This window comes from Pseudomonas sp. TE50-2 (assembly GCF_040813665.1).
In the GTDB taxonomy this organism is placed as follows: domain Bacteria; phylum Pseudomonadota; class Gammaproteobacteria; order Pseudomonadales; family Pseudomonadaceae; genus Aquipseudomonas; species Aquipseudomonas soli.
In genome coordinates this window covers 2592793-2617254 of sequence record NZ_JBFNXN010000001.1, presented here as the reverse complement: position 1 = coordinate 2617254, position 24462 = coordinate 2592793, and the positions used below count along the sequence as shown (strand labels likewise).

Here is a 24462-nt window from a genome sequence, read left to right as displayed (position 1 = left end):
GTGGCGACGAACCGCGGCGATTGCGGCGGATCAGGTTACAGGAGCTGTAGCCACCATCGACGGCCGCTTCGACACCTCGGCATACCACGCCGCCAGCCCCGGATACTCTCCGCGCCAGTCGAACTCCGGCTGGCGCAAGTCCAGATAACCCAAGGCGCAGGCCACACCGATCGCGGCGATATCGAAGCCGGAGATGATCTCTGCCAGGTGCTCGTGCTCCAGGCTCGCCAGCCCGCGGCGGATCTTCTCGCCCTGCGCTGTCACCCAAGCGTCCCACTGCTTGTCCACCGGGCGCAGGAAGGTCTCGTAGCGCGTAGCCACCGCGGCATCCATGATCGCGTCGGCCTGCGCGGCCAGGGTCAGGCGCCGCCAGCGCGCCGAGCCCTCGCGGGGGATCAACGGCAGGCCGACATGCTGGCTGTCGAGGTATTCGCAGATCACCCGGCTATCGTGCAGCACGCTGCCATCGTCAAGGCGCAGGGCCGGGATCTTGCCGATCGGGTTGTCGCGGTTGAGCTGCTCGTCGCCGTTCAGCGGGCTGATGTTCACGCCCTGCACGCTGACGCGCTCCAGCTGGCCGGTCTCGTGCAGGACGATCATCACCTTGCGCACGAACGGTGACAACGGCGAATGGAACAGGATCATGGCTCAGTTGCCCTGCAGGCTGGGCGGCAGGCAAACGCCGGTGCCGCCGATGCCGCAGTAGCCGTCCGGGTTCTTGGCCAGGTACTGCTGGTGGTAGGCCTCGGCGAAGTACACGGTCGGCGCCTGGGCGATCTCGGTGGTGATCTCGCCGAAGCCGGCCTTGCTCAGTTCGGCCTGGAAGGCGGCCTGGCTGGCCTGGGCTTCCTCGAGTTGCTGCGGCGAGGTGCAGTAGATCGCCGAGCGGTACTGGGTGCCGACATCGTTGCCCTGGCGCATGCCCTGGGTCGGGTTGTGCAGCTCCCAGAACATCGCCAGCAGTTCGCGGTAGCTGACCTTGTTCTTGTCGAACACCACCAGCACCACTTCGGTGTGGCCGGTCAGGCCCGAGCAGACTTCTTCATAGGTCGGGTTGGGGGTGAAGCCGCCGGCGTAGCCGACCACGGTGCTGACCACGCCTTCGCGCTGCCAGAAGCGCCGTTCGGCGCCCCAGAAGCAACCCAGGCCAAAGATGGCGAAGTCGATGTCGCCTTCGAAGAACGGGCCGAGCAGCGGGGTGCCTTCGAACACGTAGTGGAACTCGGGCAGGGTCATCGGGGTTTCGCGGCCAGGCAGGGCCTGTTCCGCGGTGGGCAGGACGTTTTTGTTCACCAGGATTTCCGAACGCAGGACCATGGCCGTTCCTCTGTGTTTACCAGTTGGACAGGTGTTGGCCTCATCGCCGGCAAGCCGGCTCCCACAGGAGATCGGGATTACTGTGGGAGCCGGCTTGCCGGCGATGAGGCCTGGATGGCTTCTATAGTGCCCGAGGTTTGTGCCGCTGTCAGTCCACCGGCCCACGCGGATAGCGGCGCAGTTTTTCGCTCAGCTCGCGCCCCGGGATAGGGCGGTCGAACAGGTAGCCCTGGCCGACGTCGCAGCGGTGCCGGCGCAGGAACGCCAGCTGTTCGGGCGTCTCGATGCCCTCGGCGACCACCTTGAGCTTGAGGTTGTGGGCCATGGCCACCACCGCCGAGGTGATCTCCATGTCGTCCTGGTTGTCGGGGATCTCGTTGATGAAGCTGCGGTCGATCTTGATGATGTCGATCGGGAACTTCTTCAGGTAGCTCAGCGACGAGTAACCGGTGCCGAAGTCGTCCATGGCCAGGGTCAGGCCCAGGGCCTTGAGCTCGTCGAGCTGGCGGTGGGTGTCTTCGGTGGCTTCGAGCAGCAGGCCTTCGGTCAGCTCGAGTTCCAGCAGGTGCGGCGGCAGGGCTTCTTCCTTGAGGATGCCGGCGATCGAGCCGACCAGCTCCGGGTCGGAGAACTGCTTGGGCGACAGGTTGATGGCCACGTGCAGGTTGCCAAGACCTGCTTCGCGCAGCTGCTGGCTCATGCGGCAGGCCTGGCGCACCACCCACTTGCCGATGGGGATGATCAGGCCGGTTTCCTCGGCCACGCTGATGAACTGGTCGGGGCGGATCATGCCGCGCTCGGGGTGGTTCCAGCGCAGCAGCGCCTCAAGGCCCAGCAGGCGACCGCTGCGCAGGCACAGCTTGGGCTGGTAGAACACTTCCAGTTCGTTCTGGGTCAGGGCGCGGCGCAGGTTGTTCTCGACGAACAGCTTGTAGCTGGCCTCGGCGTTGAGCACCTCGGTGAACACCTGGACCTGGTGCTTGCCGTTGGCCTTGGCCTTGTGCAGGGCCAGGCCTGCGTTCTTCATCAGCGTGGCCGGGTCGCTGCCGTGCAGTGGCGCGCAGGCCAGGCCCACGGAAGCGGTGACGTTGATCAGCTGGTTGTCGACGAACATCGGCTTGTCGAGGGTGCGCAGCAGCTGGTGGGCCACGCCCTGGCCGTCATCGAGGCTGGTGTCGTCGAGCAGCACGGCGAACTCGTTGCTGGCGAAGCGCGCCAGGCTGCCGCCGTTGGCCAGGCTGTTGCGCAGGCGCCGGGCCAGGCTGATCAGCAGCTTGTCGCCGGTCTGGTGGCCGAGGCTGTCGTTGATCCGCTTGAAATTGTCGATGTCCACCAGCAGCAGGCAGATCGGGCTGTTGCTGTCGCGGGCGAAGCGCTCGTCGAGGTTGCGGATGAACGCCGGGCGGTTGCCCAGGTTGGTCAGGTTGTCGGTGTAGGCCAGGCGCTCGATGCGCTGCTGGGCCAGTTTGCTCTGGGTGACGTCTTCGTAGATGCCGATGTAGTGGGTCAGCTCGCGGTTGTCGCCGTACACCTTGGAGATCGACAGTTGCCCCCAGTAGGGCTCGAGGTTCTTGCGCCGGCTCTTGAACTCGCCCTGCCAGCTGTTGCCCATGGCCAGGCTCGACGGCGAGTCGAACAGCAGCTCGCTGAGGTTTTCCAGGGCCGGCAGTTCGGCCAGGTGGTGGCCCTGGACTTCCTCGGTGCTGTACTGGGTGATCGCTGTGAAGCTGGGGTTGACGTATTCCACCACGCCGTCGCGGTTGACCAGCAGGAAGGCGCTGGCGCTCTGCTCCACGGCCCGCTGGAACAGGTGCAGGGCGCTGGCGGCGGTGCGTCGGTTGTGGTTGTTGATGACCTGGGCGAACTGGTCGGCCAGCTCGCCGGCGAAGGCGATCTCGTCCGACTGCCAGGCCCGCGGCTGGCCGGTCTGCTCCAGGCACAGCACGCCGACCACCTGGCCATCAATGCGGATACTGGCATCGAGCATGGCGTTGTCGTCGGTGCTGTACAGCGACTCGGCCATCTCGCGGGTGCGCGGGTCGTGGCTGGCGTTGTGGGCGTCGATGGCGCGGCTGGCGTGCAGGGCCTCGAGGTAGTCGGGGAAGCGGCTGGCGTCGATCGCCTCGGGCATGCGGTGCTGCTGTTCGCGGCGATACCAGGCGCTGATCGGCTCCAGGCGCTGGTCGTCCAGGTACCAGATGCTGGCGCAGTCGACCCGGTAGATCTCGCAGGCGCTGCGGGTGATCAGCTCGGCGGCTTCGAGCAGCGAGTTGCCGACGCTGTAGCGCTGGCGTGCCAGGCGCAGGATCAGGTCCTGCTGGGCGCGGACCCGGTCCAGGTGCTCGAGCTGCTCCTGCTGGGCGCGCTGGTTCAGCTGCAGGGCCAGCTGCAGGCGGTTGTTGCGCGATTCCAGGTCGTTGGCGTCGAGGTCGGGGGCGTCCTGCTGGTGGTCGTCGAACACCGTCAGGTAGCCACGCAACAATTGGCGATTGTGCTGCTTGTAGCTTTCGCCGACTTCCAGCAGGCGTAGTGGCGCGGGGCAGGCGTGCAGGGTATAGCGCACCCGGTAGTAGCCGCGCTGGGCCAGTTGCAGCTGGATTTCGTCGTGCAGCTTGTAGCGCGCCTCCGGCTCCATGAGGCTGGCATAGGGCGAGCCGATCAGGGCGCAGAGCTCGGCGGCGGGCAGGCCGAACTGGCGGTCGCAGGCCGGATCGAGGTAGAGCATCGCCCAACTGGCTTCGTTCAGCCGTTCGAAACGCAGCATGCCGAGCCGCGAGGGCACGGGGAGCTGCGTCACGACCTCGGCCGCCACACGGCTGGCGGCATCGGGTTGGCTTTTCATCGAAGACTCGCTTGAACTGGGGCGCGGCCTGAGGCACGGCGTATCGGGCAAGGTTGCATCATGTCCCGTGGGCTGGCAAGCGGCCATGCGGGATGCTGTGAACAGGTTGTCGGCCAACAGGATGAAATCTGAAGCGAGGTCCTTGGTGGGAGATTCTATGGTTTGCAGCAAGCCAGTTTTCCGCCTTTAGTGACATATTCGTCCTGGTTTTTCATCAGGGCGAATGCCACTCGTGCAAGCTTTCTAGCCAGGATTACCAGCGCCTGTGTCGTTGCTTTACCCGCTTTCCGATATTGTTCGTAGACGTCTTTCCAAGCAGCCGATCGGCTCGCCGCCATGGCGGCGTTATGCAATAGACGCCTGATCTCCGAGCAGCCTCTTTTCGTCAGGCGGCGGCGTCCATTTTTCTGTCCTGAATCACTGACTCGTAGATCCATTCCCAGGAATGCAATGTACGAGTCACTGCTTTTGAACTCGCCCCGCATAAAGGCCATCACCAATGCCGTAGCGGTGAGAAAACCAATGCCCTCTATCGCTTGGCAGCGGGCAACTTGTTCGTGCAGGCCAGCTTCTCGCAGCACTTCCTTAATCTTTTTTTGGATCAGTAGATCCAGCCTGTCTATGGATTTTACAAAGGTTTTGAAGGCGACTTTCAACAAGGCTTCATTAGCCCAGCTCTGCATCATTGCAGTGCGAGCAGTCACCAAGGCCGATCTGCGTCGAAGAAGGCTCTGTAGCTTGCCGTAGACGGCGGGAGGAGGAGTCCAAGGGCGAAGGTCTTCCCCCTCGTTTTTCAAAAACCGGGACAGCAGCCGAGCATCAGAAGGATCCGTTTTCACTCGTCCACCCACGCTTTTCCGGTAGTTGCTCAGCTGGAACCCATCAATGACATACACCTCGAAGCCTAGGCTGTGAGCCAGTTCAACCAGATCGAGGTGATAAACATTAGTCGCCTCAACAGCAATAGCCGTGTTGAGAGGCTGCTGTTTCAGCCATCTTTTGATTTCGAGTTTGGCGTTTTTCAGCCTGATGACCTCATCGCGATCATCGTGATGAATCACCAGTTCAGCTTTCGCGACATCCGCACCCACGATCAGCTTGCCAACCTGCATTGCCATGGGCGCTTCCTCACGTTATGGTTTTTTGGCTTGAAGGGGTTTCACCAAGAGGCGCTGGCTTGCTTCTATCGTCGCTTGCAAACGATGCATTCTTTATCGGCGCTTTGGTGGAAGGGGTGGGGCGATGTCTCCCACGGTCTGTACTGATGCGAACAGTCAGAATCGGGCATTTAGTCCCACCACCCCTTCAAGTCTAACCATACAAGCGGGCCCAATAAAAAAAAGCCCCGCCAATTGGCGGGGTTGAGGTACGAGCGTGGCAGCTCGAAAACGGTGCTGCCCCTCGAGTGAGGGGCAGCGTGCAGCTATTACAGCAGCATGGTGCGGATATCGCCCAGCACGTCGCCCAGGCGCTTGGTGAAGCGCGCGGCGGCGGCGCCGTTGATCACACGGTGATCGTAGGACAGCGACAGCGGCAGCATCAGCTTGGGCTGGAAGGCCTTGCCATCCCAGACCGGCTGCATGGTCGCCTTGGAGACGCCGAGGATCGCCACTTCCGGCGCGTTGACGATCGGCGTGAAGCCGGTGCCGCCAATGTGGCCGAGGCTGGAGATGGTGAAGCAGGCGCCTTGCATGTCGTCGGCCGAGAGCTTCTTGGTGCGGGCCTTCTCGGCCAGCGCGGCGGCTTCGGCAGCCAGTTGCAGCAGGCTCTTCTGGTCGACGTTCTTGATCACAGGGACCAGCAGGCCATCCGGGGTGTCAACGGCGAAGCCGATGTGCACGTACTTCTTGCGGATGATCGCCTTGCCGCTTGGCGCCAGCGAGCTGTTGAAGTCCGGCAGTTCCTTGAGCAGGAAGGCGCAGGCCTTGAGCAGCAGCGGCAGCACGGTCAGCTTGACGCCAGCCTTCTCGGCCACGGCCTTCTGCGCAACGCGGAAAGCTTCCAGCTCAGTGATGTCGGCGGAGTCGAACTGGGTCACGTGCGGCACGTTCAGCCAGCTGCGGTGCAGGTTGGCGGCACCGACCTGCATCAGGCGGGTCAGGGCGACTTCTTCGACTTCACCGAACTTGCTGAAGTCGACGACCGGGATCGGCGGGATGCCAGCACCACCGGTAGCGCCGGCAGCCGGGGCTTCCTTGGCCTTCTGCATCATCGCCTTGACGTAGACCTGCACGTCTTCTTTCAGGATGCGGCCGTGCGGACCGGTAGCCGCGACCGAACCCAGGTCGACGCCGAATTCACGGGCCAGCTGACGAACGGCAGGGCCTGCATGGACCTTGGCGTTGCTGCCAGCGGCCGGCGCGGTGGCGGCCGGTGCTGGGGCGGCTGCCGGAGCAGCAGCGGCAGGTGCAGCAGCTGGGGCAGGAGCGGCAGCCGGTGCGGCAGCGGCCGGAGCCGGAGCCGGAGCAGCAGGGGCAGCGCCAGCGGCTTTGATCTTGAAGATCAGGTCACCGGTGCCGACTTCGTCTTCCAGCTTGCACAGCACGGCTTCGATCACGCCAGCGGCAGGCGACGGGATCTCCATGGAGGCCTTGTCGGACTCCAGGGTGATCAGCGACTGGTCGGCTTCGACGGTGTCGCCGACCTTGACCAGCACTTCGATGATCTTGGCCTTGCCCGACGAGCCGATGTCCGGCACGTGGATGTCCTGCACGCTGGCGGCAGCCGGGGCTGCGGCCGGAGCAGGGGCGGCTTCGGCAGCAGGCGCTGGGGCAGCAGCTGGCGCCGGAGCAGCAGCGGCAGGCGCCTCAGGTGCCGCGGCAGCGGCACCCTCGACTTCCAGGACCAGCAGCTCGTCGCCTTCTTTCAGGCGGTCGCCCAGCTTGACCTTCAGTTCCTTGACCACGCCGGCCTTGGGGGCCGGAATCTCCATGGAGGCCTTGTCGGACTCCAGGGTCAGCAGGCTCTGGTCGGCCTCGATACGGTCACCGACCTTGACGAACAGCTCGATGATTTCACCTTCACCGCTGCCGATGTCAGGTACGCGAATGAGTTCGCTCACTTAAAAATACTCCTCAGCAGTCCAGTGGGTTGCGCTTGTCCGGGTCGATGCCGAACTTGACGATGGCGTCAGCCACAACCTTGGGTTCGATCTCGCCACGGTCAGCCAGGGCTTCCAGGGCAGCCAGCACCACGAAGTGGCGGTCTACTTCGAAGAAGTGACGCAGCTTCTTGCGGCTGTCGCTGCGACCGTAACCGTCGGTACCCAGGACCTTGAACTCTTTGCTCGGCACCCACTGGCGAATCTGCTCGGCGAACAGCTTCATGTAGTCGGTGGAGGCGATGACCGGGCCCTTGCGACCGGCCAGGCACTCTTCGACGTAGGTCTGCTGAGGCTTCTGGCCAGGCTTGAGGCGGTTGGCGCGTTCCACGGCCAGGCCGTCGCGACGCAGTTCGTTGAAGCTGGTGACGCTCCACACGTCGGCGCCGACGTTGAACTCTTCACGCAGGATCTTCGCCGCCTCGCGAACTTCGCGCAGGATGGTGCCGGAGCCCATCAGCTGCACGTGGTGCGCGGCTTCGCGGGTGTCTTCTTCGAGCAGGTACATGCCCTTGATGATGCCTTCCTCGACACCGGCCGGCATGGCTGGCTGCTGGTAGGATTCGTTCATCACGGTGATGTAGTAGAAGATGTCCTGTTGCTCTTCGGTCATCTTCTTCATGCCGTCCTGGATGATCACCGCCAGCTCGTAGCCGTAGGTCGGATCGTAGGTGCGGCAGTTCGGGATGGTGCCCGCCATCATGTGGCTGTGACCGTCTTCGTGCTGCAGGCCTTCACCGTTCAGGGTGGTACGGCCGGCGGTACCGCCGATCAGGAAGCCACGGGTGCGGCTGTCGCCAGCGGCCCAGGCCAGGTCGCCAATGCGCTGGAAGCCGAACATCGAGTAGAAGATGTAGAACGGCAGCATCGGCTGGTTGTGGCAGCTGTACGAGGTACCGGCAGCGATGAACGACGACATGGCGCCGGCTTCGTTGATGCCTTCCTCGAGGATCTGGCCCTTCTTGTCTTCGCGGTAGAACATCACCTGGTCTTTATCGACTGGCTCGTAGAGCTGGCCGACCGACGAGTAGATGCCCAGTTGGCGGAACATGCCTTCCATACCGAAGGTACGGGCTTCGTCCGGGATGATCGGGACGATGCGCTGGCCGATGTCCTTGTCCTTGACCAGCTGCGCCAGAATACGCACGAAGGCCATGGTGGTGGAGATTTCGCGGTCGCCCGAGCCGTCCAGGATCGCTTTCAGCGTTTCCAGTGGCGGGGTCGGCACGCTGAAGCTCTTGGCGCGACGCTGAGGCACGAAACCGCCCAGGGCAGCACGGCGCTCGGCCAGGTACTTGGCTTCGGCAGAACCTTCTTCAGGCTTGAAGAACGGCAGGTTCTCAAGGTCGGCATCCTTGACCGGGATGTCGAAGCGGTCACGGAAGTGACGCAGGCTGTCGACGTCGACCTTCTTGGTGTTGTGCGCGGTGTTCTTGGCTTCGCCGGCACCGGTACCGTAACCCTTGATGGTCTTGGCCAGGATGACGGTCGGCTGCTCTTTGTGGTTCACGGCCTGGTGGTACGCCGCGTAGACCTTGTACGGGTCGTGGCCGCCACGGTTGAGCTTCCAGATCTCGTCGTCGGACAGGTCTTCGACCATGGCCTTGAGCTCTGGGGTGTTGAAGAAGTTCTCACGGACGTACGCGCCGTCCTTGGCCTTGTAGTTCTGGTACTCGCCGTCGATGACTTCGTCCATGCGGCGCTGCAGGGCACCGTTGGTGTCCTTGGCCAGCAGTGGGTCCCAGAAGCGGCCCCAGACGACTTTGTTGACGTTCCAGCCACCGCCACGGAACACGCCTTCGAGTTCCTGGATGATCTTGCCGTTGCCGCGAACCGGGCCGTCGAGGCGCTGCAGGTTGCAGTTGATGACGAAGATCAGGTTGTCCAGCTTCTCGCGGCCGGCCAGGGCGATCGCGCCCAGGGATTCCGGCTCGTCGCACTCGCCGTCGCCCATGAAGCACCAGACCTTCTGCTTGCCGGCCGGGATGAAGCCACGGGCTTCCAGGTACTTCATGAAGCGCGCCTGGTAGATCGCCTGGATCGGGCCCAGACCCATCGAAACGGTCGGGAACTGCCAGAAGTCAGGCATCAGCCACGGGTGCGGGTACGAAGACAGGCCGTTGCCGTCCACTTCCTGGCGGAAGTTGTTCATCTGTTCTTCGTTGATGCGGCCTTCCATGAAGGCGCGGGCGTAGACGCCTGGCGAAGCGTGGCCCTGGAAGAAGATCAGGTCGCCGCCGTGTTCGTCGGTCGGGGCCTGGAAGAAGTAGTTGAAGCCGATGTCATACAAGGTGGCGCTGGAGGCGAAGCTGGAGATGTGTCCGCCCAGGTCCGAGTCTTTCAGGTTGGTGCGCATGACCATGGCCAGGGCGTTCCAACGCACCATCGAGCGAATGCGGCGTTCCATGAACAGGTCGCCGGGCATGCGTGCTTCGTGGGTGACAGGGATGGTGTTGCGGTACGGCGTGGTGATGGCATACGGCAGCTGCGAGCCACTGCGGGTGGCCAGCTCGCCCATACGGGTCATCAGGTAATGAGCGCGGTCTTCGCCTTCTTTGTCGAGGACCGACTCCAGGGCATCCAGCCATTCCTGGGTTTCGATTGGATCGAGGTCTTGCATGGCTTGCTCCAGGGCGGAAAGGCCACCAGAATCGATGGCCTGAGTTTGCGACTGGCCTTATGGGCAGACGTCGTGAATTCTTGGATTACCGGACAGTCATCCGGCGCGGTGTAGTTTTACTACAAATGCTTTCGCATTTCATGCTTTTGCACGTTGGGCGTAGTAGTAAAACTACACAAATGCGACGTTTGGTCGCATCCCGGGTTGTGAGGAAAAACGTTCATGTTGGTTGGCGGTGTGTCGCGAGTAGGTGAATCTTGATGGGTTTTGCCAATTTTTCGGCTTTATCAGCTATTTCCAACTTTTGTACGACAGTCCAACCGTGGTCCAACCCCCGTTTGACCTCCCCAACCGCTCTCTTTCACGCCGATCAAGGATAGACCATGCGCCTGCCTTTGCCGCTCGATCTGCCTGCCGCTCTCCAACCACTGGTCGCTCGCAACCAGCAATTTCTTCGCGATGCCTTGGCCGGTCATGCTGACCTGCAACTGGACAGCCTGGGCGCCGGACATCGGCGCCAGTTCGACCAGGTCGCCGCCGCCAGCGACTTCGTCCTGGAGCAGGCCCAGCGCGATCCGGCGGTGCTGTTCGAGCTGCTGGCCAGTGGCGCGATGGACCGGGCATACACCCCAGGCCAACTGCGCGCTCACATCCACGTCGTCGCCCAGGCCGCGCAAAGCGAGGACGAACTGGCGCGCAACCTGCGCCGCGAGCGCAACCGCCAGCAGTTGCGCATCATCTGGCGCGACCTGACCCGCCAGGCAGCGTTGGCCGAGACCTGCCGCGACCTGTCCGACCTGGCCGACGCCAGCATCGACGAAGCCTATCAGTGGCTCTACCCGCGCCATTGCCAGCAGTTCGGCACGCCCATCGGCAATCGCAGCGGCCAGCCCCAGCACCTGGTGGTGCTGGGCATGGGCAAGCTGGGCGCGGTGGAGTTGAACCTGTCATCGGACATCGACCTGATCTTCGCCTTCCCCGAGGGCGGTGAAACCGAAGGCGTGAAGCGCTCGCTGGACAACCAGGAGTTCTTCACCCGCCTGGGCCAGCGCCTGATCAAGGCGCTCGACCCGGTCACCGTCGATGGCTTCGTGTTCCGTGTCGACATGCGCCTACGCCCGTATGGCTCTGCCGGCGCGCTGGTGCTCAGCTTCAATGCCCTGGAGCAGTACTACCAGGACCAGGGGCGCGACTGGGAACGCTACGCCATGATCAAGGCGCGGGTGGTGGCCGGCGACCAGGCGGCCGGTGCGCAGCTGCAGGAGATGCTGCGGCCGTTCGTCTATCGGCGTTACCTGGACTTCTCTGCCATCGAAGCGCTGCGCACCATGAAGCAGCTGATCCAGCAGGAGGTGCGGCGCAAGGGCATGGCCGACAATATCAAGCTGGGGGCCGGCGGCATCCGCGAAGTCGAGTTCATCGCCCAGGCATTCCAGCTGATCCATGGCGGGCGCGACCTGAGCCTGCAGCAGCGGCCGCTGCTGAAGGTGCTGACCACCCTGGAGGGCCAGGGCTACCTGCCGCCGGCGGTGGTCGCCGAGCTGCGCGACGGCTACGAGTTCCTGCGTTATACCGAGCACGCGATCCAGGCCATCGCCGACCGCCAGACCCAGATGCTCCCGGACGACCCGACCGACCGCGCGCGCATCGCCTATATGCTGGGCTTTGCCGATTGGGACGGTTTCCATGCCCAACTGATGCACTGGCGCGGGCGCATCGACTGGCATTTCCGCCAGGTGATCGCCGATCCGGATGAGGATGAAGCCGAGGGCGAACTTGTAGTCGGTGGCGAATGGTCGCCTCTGTGGGAGCAGGCCCAGGATGAAGAAGCCGCCGGGCGCCAGTTGCAGGAGGCCGGTTTCCATCAGCCTGCCGAGGCGCTGCGCCGGCTCAACGCCTTGCGGGTCAGCCCGACGCTGCGTTCGATGCAGCGCATCGGTCGTGAACGCTTGGATGCCTTCATCCCGCGGCTGCTGGCCCAGGCGGTCGAGCACGACAACCCGGACCTGGTGCTGGAGCGGGTGCTGCCCCTGGTCGAGGCGGTGGCGCGCCGCTCCGCCTACCTGGTGCTGCTTACCGAAAACCCCGGTGCCCTGCGCCGTCTGCTGACCTTGTGCGCGGCCAGCCCGTGGATCGCCGAGCAGATGGCCCGCTATCCGCTGCTGCTCGACGAGCTGCTCAACGAAGGCCGGCTGTTCAGCCCGCCGCTGGCCCCGGAGCTGGCCGCCGAGCTGCGCGAACGGCTCACCCGTATCCCCGAGGACGACCTGGAACAGCAGATGGAGGCCCTGCGCCACTTCAAGCTGGCCCACAGCCTGCGCGTGGCCGCCTCGGAGATCAGTGGCAACCTGCCGTTGATGAAGGTCAGTGACTACCTGACCTGGCTCGCCGAGGCCATTCTCGACCAGGTGCTGGCCCTGGCCTGGCGCCAGACCGTGGCGCGCCATGGCCAGCCCAAGCGCAGCGACGGCAGCCTGTGCGACCCGGGCTTCATCATCGTCGGCTACGGCAAGGTCGGCGGCCTCGAGCTGGGCCACGGCTCGGACCTGGACCTGGTGTTTATCCACGATGGCGACCCGAACGCCGAAACCGACGGTGCCAAGCCGATCGACAGCGCGCAGTTCTACACTCGCCTGGGCCAGCGCATCATCCACCTGCTGACCACCCAGACCAACTCCGGCCAGCTCTATGACGTGGACATGCGCTTGCGTCCGTCCGGCGCCTCGGGGTTGCTGGTGAGCTCGCTGGGCGCCTTCGAGCGCTACCAGCAGAACGAGGCCTGGACCTGGGAGCACCAGGCCCTGGTGCGGGCCCGGGTGCTGGTGGGTTGTCCACAGGTGGCGAGTGCGTTCGAGGGCGTGCGGGCCAAGGTGCTCGGCCAGCCCCGTGACCTGGACAAGCTACGCGTCGAAGTGAGCGAGATGCGCGCCAAGATGCGCGACAACCTGGGCACCAAGGCCACCGCCGCAGGCACGGCGGGCAATGCCTTCGATGCCGGGCAGCCCTTCGATATCAAGCAGGATGCCGGCGGTATCGTGGATATCGAATTTATGGTGCAATACGCCGCTTTGGCCTGGTCCCACGACCATCCGGCCATACTGCGCTGGACCGACAACATCCGTATCCTCGAAGAGCTCGAACAGGCCGGGTTGATGCCCGCCGCCGACGCCGTGCTGCTGCGCGAGCTGTACAAGGCGTTCCGCTCGGCCTCGCACCGCCAGGCGTTGCAGAAGCAGGCCGGGGTGATCGACGCGGCGCAGTTCGCCGAGGAGCGCCGTGAGGTAAGGCGGATCTGGGGGCAGCTTGGGTTGACCTGAGCTTGCCGGGGCCGCGCTGCGGCGAACAGGGCGCAGCGCGCCCTCGGTGGTACACTGTCCGCCACATAGCCTGAATATAAAGAGGGGAGGCCAGGTTGTAGCGCAGCCTGCAGCCTCCCCGAATGTTTCTGGATAAAGCATGAGAATACTGATCATTGGCCCCAGCTGGGTCGGCGACATGGTGATGGCGCAGACCCTGTTCCAGAGCCTCAAACAGCAGCACCCCGACTGCGTGATCGACGTGCTGGCACCCGAGTGGAGCCGGCCGATCCTCGAACGCATGCCCGAGGTGCGCCAGGCCTTGAGCTTCCCGCTCGGCCACGGCGCGCTGGAGCTGGCCACGCGACGGCGCATCGGCAAGTCGCTGGCCGGCCAGTACGACCAGGCGATCCTGCTGCCCAATTCGCTCAAGTCGGCGCTGGTGCCGTATTTCGCCGGCATCCCCAAGCGCACCGGCTGGCGCGGCGAGATGCGCTACCTGCTGCTCAACGATGTGCGCAAGCTGGACAAGGCGCGCTACCCGCTGATGATCGAGCGCTTCATGGCCCTGGCCTACGCACCGGGTACCGAGCTGCCCAAGCCGTATCCGCGCCCGGCCCTGCAAATCGAGGCCGCCAGCCGCGAGGCCGCCCTGGCCAAGTTTGGCCTGGAGCTGGACCGTCCGGTGCTCGCCCTGTGCCCCGGCGCCGAGTTCGGCGAGGCCAAGCGCTGGCCCGCCGAGCATTACGCCGAGGTGGCCGAGGCGATGATCCGCCAGGGCTGGCAGGTGTGGTTGTTCGGTTCGAAGAACGACCACCCGGTTGGCGAGCAGATCCGCGACCGGCTGATCCCGGGCCTGCGTGAAGAATCCTGCAACCTGGCCGGCGAGACCTCGCTGGCCGAGGCCATCGACCTGATGTCCTGCGCCAGCGCCGTGGTGTCCAATGACTCCGGGCTGATGCACGTGGCCGCCGCCCTCAACCGTCCGCTCGTGGCGGTGTATGGCTCGACCTCGCCGGGCTTTACCCCGCCGCTGGCCGACCAGGTGGAAGTGGTGCGCACCGGTATCGAATGCAGCCCCTGCTTCGACCGCACCTGCCGCTTCGGCCACTACAACTGCCTGCGGCTGCTGGAGCCGGCGAAAGTGATCGCCGCCTTGCACAGCCTGGGTGGCTCCGACCTGATCGCAACCGTGGCCGAGGTCGACTGAGTGCGGGTCCTGATCATCAAGACGTCGTCGCTGGGTGACGTCATCCATACCTTGCCGGCGCTTACCGACGCCGCCCACGCCATCCCCGGCATCCGTTTCGACTGGGTGGTGGAGGAGGGCTTCGCCGAGATCCCCAGCTGGCACCCGGCGGTCGACCAGGTGATCCCGGTGGCGATCCGCCGCTGGCGCAAGAATATCTGGCAGACGCTCAAGAGCGGCGAGTGGAAGGCCTTCAAGCAGCGCCTGCGCGAGCGCAAGTACGACCTGGTGATCGATGCCCAGGGCCTGGTCAAGTCGGCCTGGCTGACCCGTTACGTGAAAGCGCCGGTAGCCGGTCTGGACCGTTACTCGGCCCGTGAGGGCTGGGCCAGTCGCTTCTACGACCGGCGGCTGTCGGTCGCTGTCGGCCAGCATGCCGTTGAGCGCGTGCGCCAACTGTTCGCCCTGGCCCTGGCCTACGACCTGCCGGAAGGGCTGGGCAACTACGGCCTTGACCTCAACCGCCTGCAACTGCCGCCCGCAGCGCCCTACGTGGTGTTCCTGCATGGCACCACCTGGGCCACCAAGCACTGGCCCGAGGCTTACTGGCGCGAGCTGGCCGAGCGCATGGGCCGGCGCAAGTTGCAGGTAATGCTGCCATGGGGCAACCCTGCGGAAAAAGCCCGCGCCGAGCGTATCGCCCAGGGCTTGAACAATTGCCAGGTGCTGCCCAAATTGAACCTGGCAGGCGTGGCCCGTGTGCTGGCCGCCGCCAAGGCCTGCGTGGCGGTGGACACCGGCCTGGGCCACCTGGCTGCCGCCCTGGATGTGCCGACCATCTCCCTGTTCGGCCCCACCAACCCTGGTCTGACCGGTGCCTACGGACGCGCCCAGATCCACCAGGCGAGCGACTTCCCCTGCGCCCCGTGCCTGCAGAAGAAGTGCACCTACAAACCGAGCGCCGAGGACCTGCGCCGGTTCGATCTCAAACGCGAGTGGCCGCTGTGCTTCACTCGCCTGAATCCCGAGCATGTGGCGGGCCGCTTGAGCGCGCTGCTGCTGGCTGAGGATGTTCGTTGATGCAACTGGCTTTTGTGCTCTACAAGTATTTCCCCTTTGGCGGGCTGCAGCGTGACTTCATGCGCATCGCCCTCGAATGCCAGAAGCGTGGCCACCAGATCCGTGTCTACACGCTGATCTGGGAAGGCGACATTCCGCCGGGCTTCGAGGTGCTGGTGGCGCCGGTCAAGGCGCTGTTCAACCACCGCCGCAACGAGAAGCTCAGTGCGTGGATGGCGGCGGACCTGGCCAAGCGTCCGGTCGATCGCCTGATCGGCTTCAACAAGATGCCCGGCCTGGACGTCTACTACGCCGCTGACGGCTGCTTCGAGGACAAGGCCCAGACCCTGCGCGGCGGCCTCTATCGCCGCTGGGGCCGCTATCGCCACTTCGCCGAGTACGAGCGGGCGGTGTTCGCCAAGGATGCACGCACCGAGATCCTGATGATCTCCGAGGTGCAGCAGCCGCTGTTCATCAAGCACTACGGCACGCCCGAGGCGCGTTTCCACCTGCTGCCGCCGGGCATTTCCCAGGACCGCCGGCGCCCGGCCGACGCCGAGGCCATCCGCGCCGCCTTCCGCCAGGAGTTCGGCCTGGCCGACGACGAGTTGCTGCTGGTGCAGATCGGCTCGGGCTTCAAGACCAAGGGCGTCGACCGCAGCCTCAAGGCCCTCGCGGCGCTGCCGTCGGCCCTGCGCAAGCGCACGAAACTGATGGTCATCGGCCAGGACGACCCCAAGCTGTTCCAGGTGCAGAGCACGGCTCTCGGCCTGGGTGACCAGGTGCAGTTCCTCAAGGGGCGCAGCGATATCCCGCGCTTCCTGCTTGGCGCCGACCTGCTGATCCACCCGGCCTACAACGAGAACACCGGTACCGTATTGCTCGAGGCGCTGGTCGCCGGCCTGCCGGTGCTGGTATCGCAGGTGTGCGGCTATGCCCACTACATCGCCGAGGCCGACAGCGGCCTGGTGCTGGACGAGCCGTTCGAGCAGGACCAGCTCAACGCCTATCTGCAACGCATGCTCGAAGACGCCGCGGCCCGTGCATCCTGGTCGAGCAACGGCGTGGCGTTCGCCGCCACCGCCGACCTGTACAGCATGCCGCAGCATGCCGCCGACGTGATCCTTGGGCAGGAAACCGCATGAAGCTGATACTGGCCGAACCGTTCAAGCGCCTGTGGGCCGGGCGTGACCCCTTCGACGCCGTCGAAGCCCTGCAGGGCGAGGTGTACCGCGAGCTGGAAGGCCGTCGCACCCTGCGTACGGAGGTCGATGGCGCGGGCTTCTTCGTCAAGATCCACCGTGGCATTGGCTGGGGCGAGATCTTCAAGAACCTGTTCAGCGCCAAGCTGCCGGTGCTCGGCGCCGGCCAGGAATGGCGCGCGATCCAGCGCCTGCATGAAGTCGGCGTGCCGACCATGACCGCGGTGGCATATGGCGAGCGTGGCGGCAATCCGGCCACCCAGCACTCGTTCATCGTCACCGAGGAGCTGGCGCCGACCGTCAGCCTGGAAGACTTCAGCATCGACTGGGTGAAGCAGCCGCCAGCACCGCGCCTGAAGCGCGCGCTGATCGCCGAGGTGGCGAAGATGACCGGCGGCATGCACCGTGCCGGGGTCAACCACCGCGACTGCTACATCTGCCACTTCCTGCTGCACACCGATCGCCCGGTGACGGCCGACGACTTCCGGCTGTCGGTGATCGACCTGCACCGTGCCCAGACCCGAGCGACGGTCAGCCGCCGCTGGCGCGACAAGGACCTGGCCGCCCTGTATTTCTCGGCCCTGGACATCGGCCTGACCCGCCGCGACAAGCTGCGCTTCTTGCGTGGCTACTTCCAGCGCCCGTTGCGCCAGGTGCTCAAGGACGAGGCCGCACTGTTCGCCTGGCTGGAACGCAAGGCGCAGAAACTCTACGACCGCAAGCAACGTTACGGGGACGCACTCTGATGGCGAGCTGGAACCTGGCGCCCGAGTATGCGCACCTGGCGGCCGATTTCGGCAGTATCGACGCGGTGTTCGCCATCAAGGGCGAGCGCCTGACCCGCGACCCGTTGAGCGAGGTCATCCGTATCGAACGGGACGGGGTCAACTACTACGTCAAACGCTACACCGGCGCCGGCAAGCACATGCGCCGCTACGTGGGGCGCCCGCGCGTCAAGGCCGAGTGGCAGAACCTCAAGCAGTTCGCCAAGTGGGGCATCCCCACCGCCGACGTGGTCGCCTGGGGCCTCGAGCGCCAGGGCCTGGCGTTTGGCCGTGGGGCAATGATCACCCGCGAACTGCCACGCACCGAGGATCTCTCGGCGTTGGCCGAGCGCGATGACCCGCGCCTGCGTGATCCAGCCTGGGTCGATCATGTCAGCCGCCAGCTAGCGCGGCACACCCGGGTGATGCACGATCACCATTTCGCCCACAACGATCTCAAATGGCGCAATCTGCTGGTCGATGACCAGGGCACGCTGTTCTTCATCGACTGCCCGACCGGCGACTTCTGGCGTGGCTTCATGCTGCGCCACCGGGTGATCAAGGACTTGGCCTGCCTGGACAAGGTTGGCAAGTATCACCTGTCGGCAACCCAGCGCCTGCGCTTCTACCTGCAGTACCGCGGGCATGCGCGCCTGCATGCGCGCGACAAGAAGCGCATCCGCCAGGTGCTGAGCTTTTTCGAGGGAAGGGAATGACCGACTACCTGGCCAGTGCCGACCAGGCACTGCTGCAACGCCACGGACTGGGCGACTTCGAGGCGCTCTGGGCCTTGCAACTGGACGCCGTGGACGAACCCAACACCGGCCGCGGCGGCTGGAGCAGCGTGTTCCGCCTCGAGCTCGAGGGCAAGGGCTACTACCTCAAGCGCCAGAGCGACTACCTGACTCGCAGCCTGCACCGGCCGTTCGGCGAGCCGACCTTCGCTCGTGAGTTTCGCAACATCAGCCGTTACCAGAAGCTCGATATCCCGGCGCTGCAGGCGGTCTTCTATGGGGAGCGCAAACAGGCCGGCCAACACCGGGCGATCCTCATGACCCGGGCGTTGGACGAATGGACCGACCTTGAGCATTTGCTCGGCCATTGGCCGCAGACACCCGCGCCGCAACGCCAGGGCATCCTCCAGGCCTGTGGCCAGCTGGCGCGCACCCTGCACGGCGCCGGGCAGATGCACGGTTGCTTCTACCCCAAGCACATCTTCCTGCGTGAGCGCCGCGAGGGCTGGCAGGCACAGTTGATCGACCTGGAGAAGACCCGTCCGCTGCTGTTCGGCATGCGTGACCGGGTCAAGGACCTCGAGCCGCTGCTACGGCGTGCCCGGGCCTGGAGCGAGGCAGACGTGCGTGTGCTGCTGGCCGCCTACCTGGAGCAGCCGGCGGACAGCGCCCTGGTTTCCACCTGGCTGCAACGCCTGACCCAACGCCGCCGTCACAAAGAGGCCCGCTGATGCGCCTTTCCGAATTGAAGGAGGCCGGGCGCAGCCCAAGCCTGCCCCTGACAGTCACCCTCGCCGACGCGGCGGGCAGTGCCGACCTGCAACTGCTCAGCCTGCTGCGTGTGCTGCCGGGCCAGCGCTATGTCGGCGCCGGTATCTGGCGTGGCGCCAAGGTCCTGGCCAAGTTGCTGGTCGGCGGCAATGCCGCCCGCCACTTCCAGCGCGAACGCGATGGTGCCCGACTGATGGCCGATCAGGGCCTGACCACGCCGCGGCTGCTGGTCGATGGCCTCAAGGAAGGCGAAGGTGGCTGGCTGTTGTTCGAATACCTCGAGCACGCCGAAAGCCTGGGTGACGCCTGGGCCAAGGTGGAATCATTGCCGATGCTCGCCGACGAGCAGCACCTGGTGCTTGGCGAGGCGTTGACCGCCATCGCACACCTGCATGCCAAGGGTTTGTGGCAGGAAGACCTGCACCTGGACAACCTGCTGCGCCAGGACGGTCAGCTGTACCTGATCGACGGCGCCGGCATCAAGGCCGAAACGCCCGGCCAGCAGCTGTCGCGTCAGCGCGTGCTGGAGAACCTCGGGGTGTTCTTCGCCCAGTTGCCCAAGCGCCTGGAGCCTTTTATCGAGGAGGCGCTGGTGCACTACATCCTGGCCAACGCCGAGCATGCGCTGCCGCTGGAGGCGTTGCAAAAGCAGGTGGACAAGGTGCGCAACTGGCGCCTGAAGGACTACCTGGCCAAGGCCGGGCGCGAATGCACGCTGTTCAGCGTCGAGCGTAGCCTGTCGGGCCTGCGCGCCATCCGTCGCGGCGAAGTCGAGGCGCTGCTGCCGGTGCTCGAGCAGGCCGATGCGCTGATCGACCATGGCCACCTGTACAAGACCGGTGGCGCGGCAAGCGTGGCGCGTATCGAGGTGGCCGGCCGCACGCTGGTGCTCAAGCGCTACAACATCAAGAACACCGCACACTGGTTCAAGCGCTTCTGGCGCCCGAGCCGAGCCTGGCATTCGTGGATCGAGGGGCATCGCCTTGAGTTTCTCGACATTGCCACGCCACGGCCATTGGCGGTGCTGGAGCAGCGGGTGATGGGGCTGCGCAGCACGGCCTACCTGGTGACCGAGTACGCCGATGGGCCGGACCTGATCGAATGCTTCGCACCCTACGTGCAAAGTGGCGAGGCGCCCGACGATCAGGTCGAGGCCCTGGTGCGGGTGATGCAACAGCTGATCCGCGAGCGCATCAGCCATGGCGACTTCAAGGGCCACAACCTGTTCTGGCAGGACGGGCAATGGTCGCTGATCGACCTCGACGCCATGTGCCAGCACGCCACCCAACTCAGCTTCGCACCGGCCTTCGCCCGCGACCGGGCACGCATGCTGCGTAACTGGCCCAGTGGTAGTGCGCTCCATCAGCGGCTTGATCGCCTGTTGCCGCGGCTGACCGAGTAGACGTCCGGCAGAAGCAGCCAGTCGCTGCTGCGTCCTGCCTGACGCACGCGGATACGCCACTGACGATCCTGCCAGCGCAGGGTCGCCCAGGGCACGACCCCGGCGTCGGCGGCATCGGGGATCAGCAGGTGGTAGTGCCCTGGCAACAGGTGCCGGCGCAGCGGCAGCTGCCCGCGAGCCGTCGGCAGGTAAAGCTGGCCCGCTGCCTGCCACAGCCCGTCGGGTCCGTCAGTTGCGGTGCCCTGCAATGCAGGGTGAAGGCGGCAATCGTCCAACAGGCGTGTCAGATCAGGCAGGCCGTCATACCAGTGCAACGGCGAGTCGATGACCCAGTTGCCGTTGACCAGGCGCTTGACTGGCTGCGCCAGGTAAGCATCGGGTTGTTCGGGGTCGATGACTCGCCAGCGTTCGCCATCGAAGGCCACTTTGTAGAACCGGTCCTGGGCATCTTGAATGAAATAGTGGCTCAGCCCGTCGAATTCCGAGGCCTTCTCGTAAACCTGCTCGCCGTACAGCCCATCGATGTGGAAGCGCAGGTGCCTGGGGTCTGCATTGACGGTGTAGCGTGAGGGCAGCGGCAGCGGCGGGTGTGCTGGCATGCCGCGCAGAAGGCGACGGACCAACCCCGTGCTGGCCAGGCTGGTGCCGGCATCATTGAGGTGACTGAAGGCGTTGTACATATGCCGCAGGACAGCATTCAGGTCGTCCTGATGATAAGCGTCCACGCCACTCCAGATTTCGATCGCCATGCGCCCGAGCACCAGCGGGATGAAAACCTTGGCAGGCAGCACCAAGGTAATCAGGTCGACCAGGTACCAGCTGAAACCGACGGCCTGGTCGATGTCGACCTCCAGCGTGGTGCGGCTGTTGGCATCACTGACCGCCAGCAAGCCGCGGACTTCGGCTTTGTAGCAGGCAATGAACAAGTCCTCACGAATGGCGGGAGTGCGCAGCACTTTGCCCAGCCGGCCTTTGCGCAACAGCTGTTCGGTTTCGGCCGCTGGCAACTGCGCCAGGCGCCGTCCCGCGTAGTGGCGCAGCGCCGGTTGCGCGCGCAGCAGGCGCAACAGCTCGAAGCTGCTGGCGAACGAGCGCCACGCCCGGCGATCGGGCGCATCCGGGGTGTACATGACAAAAGCCGAGATGCTGGGTGACGGGCTGTCTATCAGCAGCACACCTTGCACGCTATGACCTTTGATCAGCAGTTGACGAGCGACCACGCGATGGCCGTCAACCTTTGGGCGCTGGGTGTTCTGGGGGTGTTCGATGACCTGTCGCACCCAGTGGTAGGCGCGTTCGTTCCAGGCCTTGTCGAGATGCCCGGCGTAACGCGCCTTGGCTGCCTCCGCACGCATGCGTGCCCGGTTGATTCTGCCATGTGCTTGCAGGCGCCAGGCACCAGCCGGGGACTCAAGCAGTTGCGTCTTGAGAAACCTGGCATAGGTGCCGCCCACGTTCAGGTTCCTGACCAGGCTTTTGACGTAGTCCGGCGACAGTTGTGCAGGCAGTGGCTTGCCCTGGCGGTGGGTGATCCGGGCGGTCAGCCAATAATCGAAATCGAACCAGGTGACATTGCGCATGGCCAATGCATCCAGCGGGTAGCTTTCGCGAACGGTTTCGACCAGTTCGCCGCCCACTCGCTCGATGCCCCGCCAGGTCACGTAGCTGGAAGGTTGCAGCGGGTTGACGTGCGGGCCGGTCTGGCGGGTATGGACGATGTTGACCAGGATGTCCGAAACGGCGTGGGTCAGGCCCAGATCGTGGTGCAAGCTTTGCTCAAGACGCTCTCGGGCCCAGGCCTGCAGGGAGTGTTGCTGCTGGAACTGGACAAATGTCGGTATGCCGGGAGCGGCTACCTGCTCGCCCGTCGCCACCAGTTCCTGCATGGTCTGCATGATATGCGCCAGTGCCTGTGGGCCTGCCGCAACCAGCCAGTTGGGCAGGTTTCTTTCCAGCAGCAGTGCATAGCGTGTGTCGAGCAGCGCGCGACTGCCGGCTTCGCTGGCCAGCGCCATGGCCTTGCGTACAGCCGCGACCGCGCCGGCGGCCGCGGCCGGATCCTTGGGCCAGGCATGGTTGAGGCGTTGCCGCTGTGCCCGGACGAAACAATCGATCTGGTCTTCCAGCGGATCGTCGGCATACCACTCGTAGCGCAGGCGATCGGCCTGGGTGGCATTGGTGATGCTTCGCTCCAGTACCAACAGGTTCAGCAAGGGCGGGCCTTGGATCGGGTCGTCGAGGCGCTCGCACAACTCCCGGTGCAATGCTGAGATAGAGGCGTAGGCTTCGATACCCTGGGCGGGCCCGCAGAGCAGAGCAGGGCCGCTTGGCTGTTCAGGCTCGAGGGGCTCACCTGGCGCGGTGCCGGTGATGATCACGAACATCCCAGGCAAGGGGGAGCGCCAAGAGGGACGGATGCGTGACAGCGTCGGGCGATAGACCTGCGCTCTGCGCCCCAAGGGATGGTGATGGCGTTGCCAGGCGTACGGCAAGTCGAGCAGTGTGCTCAAGGTTGCGGCCAGCGCTGGGCTCAATGTCTGGTCGCTGACCCTCAGGTCTATTTCGGCCTGCATCATCGCCCGGCGAATGTCGGTGAGGCGCAGCTGGCGTGAGCGACCCTGGGCGTCGGTGGCCGCCCAGAACTGCGCAAGGTCGCCGTGCAGTTGCGGGCGGGTTTGTATCAGTGGGTCGGCGACGGGCATGGCGTCAAGCAACGCCAGGACCTGCCGGTTGAGGAATTCGATGCGTTCCAGGGCTCGCATGTGGCGCTCCTTGTGTCGGGGAGCGCGCATGCTAGGCCGGTGGGTGATGCCTCTGGCGGTTACGGGCTACTTCAACGGCAGAGGCCGCGCAGCCCTAGCCAGGCCGGGATGCCGAGGCCGAGCCAGGCGAGCATGTCCCATGCGCCGTCACCGAGCAGCGCGGCGAACAGGCCCAGCGCACCGAGCAGGGCGATGGTCGTTGGCCAGGCAAATACCTTGGCGGTCGATTGCGAGCGGTGGCTCATGCCTGGCCCTCCCTGGAACGGCGCTGCTTGCCCCACCACAGGTACAGCCCGCTGCCCAGCACGATGATGGTCAGCACATCGAGCACGGCCCACAGTATCTGCATCGGCCGGCCACCGTAGTCACCAAAGTGCAGGGGCTGCGAAAGGCCCATGGCGTCCATGTACCAGGGCCGGTTTCCGACTGCGGTCACTTCGAGGGTGCGGGCGTCGATCAGTACCGGGGTGAACAGGTGCGAGGTCAGGTGCGTGGCGCCGTTCATGAACACCGCGTAATGGTGCTCGCTGGAGAAACGCGTGCCGGGGAAGGCGATGAAGTCCGGGCGCATGCCGGGCGCGGCCTGTTCGGCGATGTTCAGCAGCTGCGTGGCCGGAGCGCGCTCGGTGAGCGGCGGTGCATCGCGGTAGGGCGCGACCATGGCCGCCAGGCTGTCGTTGCGCCAGGCGGCGATCACCAGGTCGGACAGGGCGCTGATTACCCCGGTGACCCCGACCACCAGGGCCCAGGTCAGGGTGACCACGCCGATCAGGTTGTGCAGGTCGAGCCAGCGCAGGCGCCGGGATTTGTCGTGGCGCACCGTGGCGAACTCCAGGCGGCGCATGAACGGCGCGTACAGCACCGTGCCGGAGACGATCGCGACGACGAACAGCAGGCCCATGAAGGCCAGCCACAACTTGCCGGGCAACCCGGCGAACATGTCCACGTGCAGGCGCAGCATCAGCATCATGAAACCGCCGTTGGCCGCCGGCATGGCCACGGCCTCGCCGGTGCGGGCATCGAGCATGAAGGTGTGCGATTGGTCCGGGTGGGTGCCAGCGGTGGCGGCCATGATCGCCACCACGCCGTTGGGTTCGTCCTCTTCGTAGCCGAAGTACTGCATGACTTCGCCAGGGCGGTGTTGCTCGGCCTTGAGCACCAGTTGCTGCAGGTCCAGGTGCGGGGTGCCGGCGGGCATCTCGCGCAGTTCGGGGGCATCGCCCAGCAGGTGTTCCAGCTCGTGGTGGAAAATCAGCGGCAGGCCGGTCAGGGCCAGCAGCAGCAGGAACAGCGTGCACACCAGGCTGCTCCAGGTGTGGATCGCTGACCAGCGGCGGATGGTTTGGCTTTTCATCACGGCTCCTTACGCATCGCGGGGCCAGCCCGCTCCCAGACCGTGGGAGC

Annotated in this window: 17 protein-coding genes; 8 read left to right on the top strand and 9 right to left on the bottom strand. The window is 65.0% G+C overall.

The window, feature by feature from the left end:
• Positions 1–30: 30 nt before the first annotated feature.
• The 6 genes from AAHK21_RS11990 to aceE all read right to left on the bottom strand — a co-directional run bounded on the left by AAHK21_RS11990 (position 31) and on the right by aceE (position 9879).
• Complete coding sequence (locus tag AAHK21_RS11990; RefSeq protein WP_367857339.1) at positions 31–645, bottom strand: glutathione S-transferase; 615 nt, start codon at positions 643–645, stop codon at positions 31–33.
• A 3-nt stretch (positions 646–648) separates the two neighbouring features.
• Positions 649–1317: a peptide-methionine (S)-S-oxide reductase MsrA gene (msrA, locus tag AAHK21_RS11985; protein ID WP_023632108.1), complete on the bottom strand. Its 669-nt coding sequence runs from the start codon at positions 1315–1317 to the stop codon at positions 649–651.
• Between the two features lie 148 nt (positions 1318–1465).
• Positions 1466–4159: a putative bifunctional diguanylate cyclase/phosphodiesterase gene (locus AAHK21_RS11980; protein ID WP_367857338.1), complete on the bottom strand. Its 2694-nt coding sequence runs from the start codon at positions 4157–4159 to the stop codon at positions 1466–1468.
• Positions 4160–4314: 155 nt separating this feature from the next.
• Positions 4315–5277 carry an IS110 family transposase gene (locus tag AAHK21_RS11975; protein ID WP_367856008.1) on the bottom strand — a complete coding sequence of 321 codons (963 nt, stop codon included), beginning with the start codon at positions 5275–5277 and terminating at the stop codon, positions 4315–4317.
• Between the two features lie 308 nt (positions 5278–5585).
• A complete protein-coding gene (gene aceF / locus AAHK21_RS11970) occupies positions 5586–7220 on the bottom strand; it encodes a dihydrolipoyllysine-residue acetyltransferase (protein WP_367857337.1) in 1635 nt (544 codons plus the stop codon).
• Positions 7221–7233: 13 nt separating this feature from the next.
• A complete protein-coding gene (gene aceE / locus AAHK21_RS11965) occupies positions 7234–9879 on the bottom strand; it encodes a pyruvate dehydrogenase (acetyl-transferring), homodimeric type (protein ID WP_046857433.1) in 2646 nt (881 codons plus the stop codon).
• Between the two features lie 383 nt (positions 9880–10262).
• On the opposite strand from aceE, the gene glnE reads away from it, so the two are divergent.
• From glnE to AAHK21_RS11925, 8 genes are all read left to right on the top strand, one after another.
• On the top strand, positions 10263–13196 hold the full coding sequence (gene glnE / locus AAHK21_RS11960; RefSeq protein ID WP_367857336.1) for a bifunctional [glutamate--ammonia ligase]-adenylyl-L-tyrosine phosphorylase/[glutamate--ammonia-ligase] adenylyltransferase: 2934 nt from the start codon (positions 10263–10265) through the stop codon (positions 13194–13196).
• A 139-nt stretch (positions 13197–13335) separates the two neighbouring features.
• Positions 13336–14385: a lipopolysaccharide heptosyltransferase II gene (waaF, locus tag AAHK21_RS11955; RefSeq protein WP_046857431.1), complete on the top strand. Its 1050-nt coding sequence runs from the start codon at positions 13336–13338 to the stop codon at positions 14383–14385.
• Positions 14386–15444 carry a lipopolysaccharide heptosyltransferase I gene (gene waaC / locus AAHK21_RS11950; protein ID WP_046857430.1) on the top strand — a complete coding sequence of 353 codons (1059 nt, stop codon included), beginning with the start codon at positions 14386–14388 and terminating at the stop codon, positions 15442–15444. It begins immediately after the preceding gene.
• A complete protein-coding gene (locus AAHK21_RS11945) occupies positions 15444–16568 on the top strand; it encodes a glycosyltransferase family 4 protein (protein ID WP_367857335.1) in 1125 nt (374 codons plus the stop codon). The genes waaC and AAHK21_RS11945 overlap by 1 nt, the downstream gene beginning before the upstream one ends.
• The gene (gene rfaP / locus AAHK21_RS11940) at positions 16565–17371 is read left to right on the top strand and encodes a lipopolysaccharide core heptose(I) kinase RfaP (RefSeq protein WP_367857334.1); all 807 of its coding nucleotides are present in this window, start codon (positions 16565–16567) and stop codon (positions 17369–17371) included. The genes AAHK21_RS11945 and rfaP overlap by 4 nt, the downstream gene beginning before the upstream one ends.
• Positions 17371–18105, top strand: a complete 735-nt coding sequence (locus AAHK21_RS11935; RefSeq protein WP_367857333.1) for a lipopolysaccharide kinase InaA family protein — start codon at positions 17371–17373, stop codon at positions 18103–18105. The genes rfaP and AAHK21_RS11935 overlap by 1 nt, the downstream gene beginning before the upstream one ends.
• Positions 18102–18854 carry a lipopolysaccharide kinase InaA family protein gene (locus tag AAHK21_RS11930; RefSeq protein ID WP_023630142.1) on the top strand — a complete coding sequence of 251 codons (753 nt, stop codon included), beginning with the start codon at positions 18102–18104 and terminating at the stop codon, positions 18852–18854. Before AAHK21_RS11935 ends, AAHK21_RS11930 begins: the two co-directional genes overlap by 4 nt.
• A complete protein-coding gene (locus tag AAHK21_RS11925; protein WP_367857332.1) occupies positions 18854–20296 on the top strand; it encodes a lipopolysaccharide kinase InaA family protein in 1443 nt (480 codons plus the stop codon). Before AAHK21_RS11930 ends, AAHK21_RS11925 begins: the two co-directional genes overlap by 1 nt.
• On the opposite strand, the gene AAHK21_RS11920 is transcribed toward AAHK21_RS11925, so the two are convergent.
• The 3 genes from AAHK21_RS11920 to AAHK21_RS11910 all read right to left on the bottom strand — a co-directional run bounded on the left by AAHK21_RS11920 (position 20257) and on the right by AAHK21_RS11910 (position 24412).
• Positions 20257–23058 carry a DUF6543 domain-containing protein gene (locus tag AAHK21_RS11920; RefSeq protein ID WP_367857331.1) on the bottom strand — a complete coding sequence of 934 codons (2802 nt, stop codon included), beginning with the start codon at positions 23056–23058 and terminating at the stop codon, positions 20257–20259. The two genes, AAHK21_RS11925 and AAHK21_RS11920, sit on opposite strands and share 40 nt — an antisense overlap.
• 71 nt (positions 23059–23129) lie before the next feature.
• Positions 23130–23303, bottom strand: coding sequence for a hypothetical protein (locus AAHK21_RS11915; RefSeq protein WP_367857330.1), 174 nt, complete (start codon positions 23301–23303; stop codon positions 23130–23132).
• Entirely contained in the window at positions 23300–24412 is a 1113-nt protein-coding gene (locus AAHK21_RS11910) for a PepSY-associated TM helix domain-containing protein (protein ID WP_367857329.1), read from the bottom strand. The genes AAHK21_RS11915 and AAHK21_RS11910 overlap by 4 nt, the downstream gene beginning before the upstream one ends.
• Positions 24413–24462 lie beyond the last annotated feature (50 nt).

What these genes read in the sequence shown, in the direction of transcription:
- rfaP (WP_367857334.1), top strand. Translation starts at nt 16,565, where the DNA reads ATGAAGCTGATACTGGCCGAACCGTTCAAGCGCCTGTGGGCCGGGCGT.
- AAHK21_RS11980 (WP_367857338.1), bottom strand. Translation starts at nt 4,159, where the DNA reads ATGAAAAGCCAACCCGATGCCGCCAGCCGTGTGGCGGCCGAGGTCGTG.
- AAHK21_RS11930 (WP_023630142.1), top strand. Translation starts at nt 18,102, where the DNA reads ATGACCGACTACCTGGCCAGTGCCGACCAGGCACTGCTGCAACGCCAC.
- msrA (WP_023632108.1), bottom strand. Translation starts at nt 1,317, where the DNA reads ATGGTCCTGCGTTCGGAAATCCTGGTGAACAAAAACGTCCTGCCCACC.
- AAHK21_RS11920 (WP_367857331.1), bottom strand. Translation starts at nt 23,058, where the DNA reads ATGCGAGCCCTGGAACGCATCGAATTCCTCAACCGGCAGGTCCTGGCG.
- AAHK21_RS11945 (WP_367857335.1), top strand. Translation starts at nt 15,444, where the DNA reads ATGCAACTGGCTTTTGTGCTCTACAAGTATTTCCCCTTTGGCGGGCTG.
- AAHK21_RS11990 (WP_367857339.1), bottom strand. Translation starts at nt 645, where the DNA reads ATGATCCTGTTCCATTCGCCGTTGTCACCGTTCGTGCGCAAGGTGATG.
- AAHK21_RS11910 (WP_367857329.1), bottom strand. Translation starts at nt 24,412, where the DNA reads ATGAAAAGCCAAACCATCCGCCGCTGGTCAGCGATCCACACCTGGAGC.
- AAHK21_RS11925 (WP_367857332.1), top strand. Translation starts at nt 18,854, where the DNA reads ATGCGCCTTTCCGAATTGAAGGAGGCCGGGCGCAGCCCAAGCCTGCCC.
- aceE (WP_046857433.1), bottom strand. Translation starts at nt 9,879, where the DNA reads ATGCAAGACCTCGATCCAATCGAAACCCAGGAATGGCTGGATGCCCTG.
- AAHK21_RS11935 (WP_367857333.1), top strand. Translation starts at nt 17,371, where the DNA reads ATGGCGAGCTGGAACCTGGCGCCCGAGTATGCGCACCTGGCGGCCGAT.
- glnE (WP_367857336.1), top strand. Translation starts at nt 10,263, where the DNA reads ATGCGCCTGCCTTTGCCGCTCGATCTGCCTGCCGCTCTCCAACCACTG.
- AAHK21_RS11915 (WP_367857330.1), bottom strand. Translation starts at nt 23,303, where the DNA reads ATGAGCCACCGCTCGCAATCGACCGCCAAGGTATTTGCCTGGCCAACG.
- waaF (WP_046857431.1), top strand. Translation starts at nt 13,336, where the DNA reads ATGAGAATACTGATCATTGGCCCCAGCTGGGTCGGCGACATGGTGATG.
- AAHK21_RS11975 (WP_367856008.1), bottom strand. Translation starts at nt 5,277, where the DNA reads ATGGCAATGCAGGTTGGCAAGCTGATCGTGGGTGCGGATGTCGCGAAA.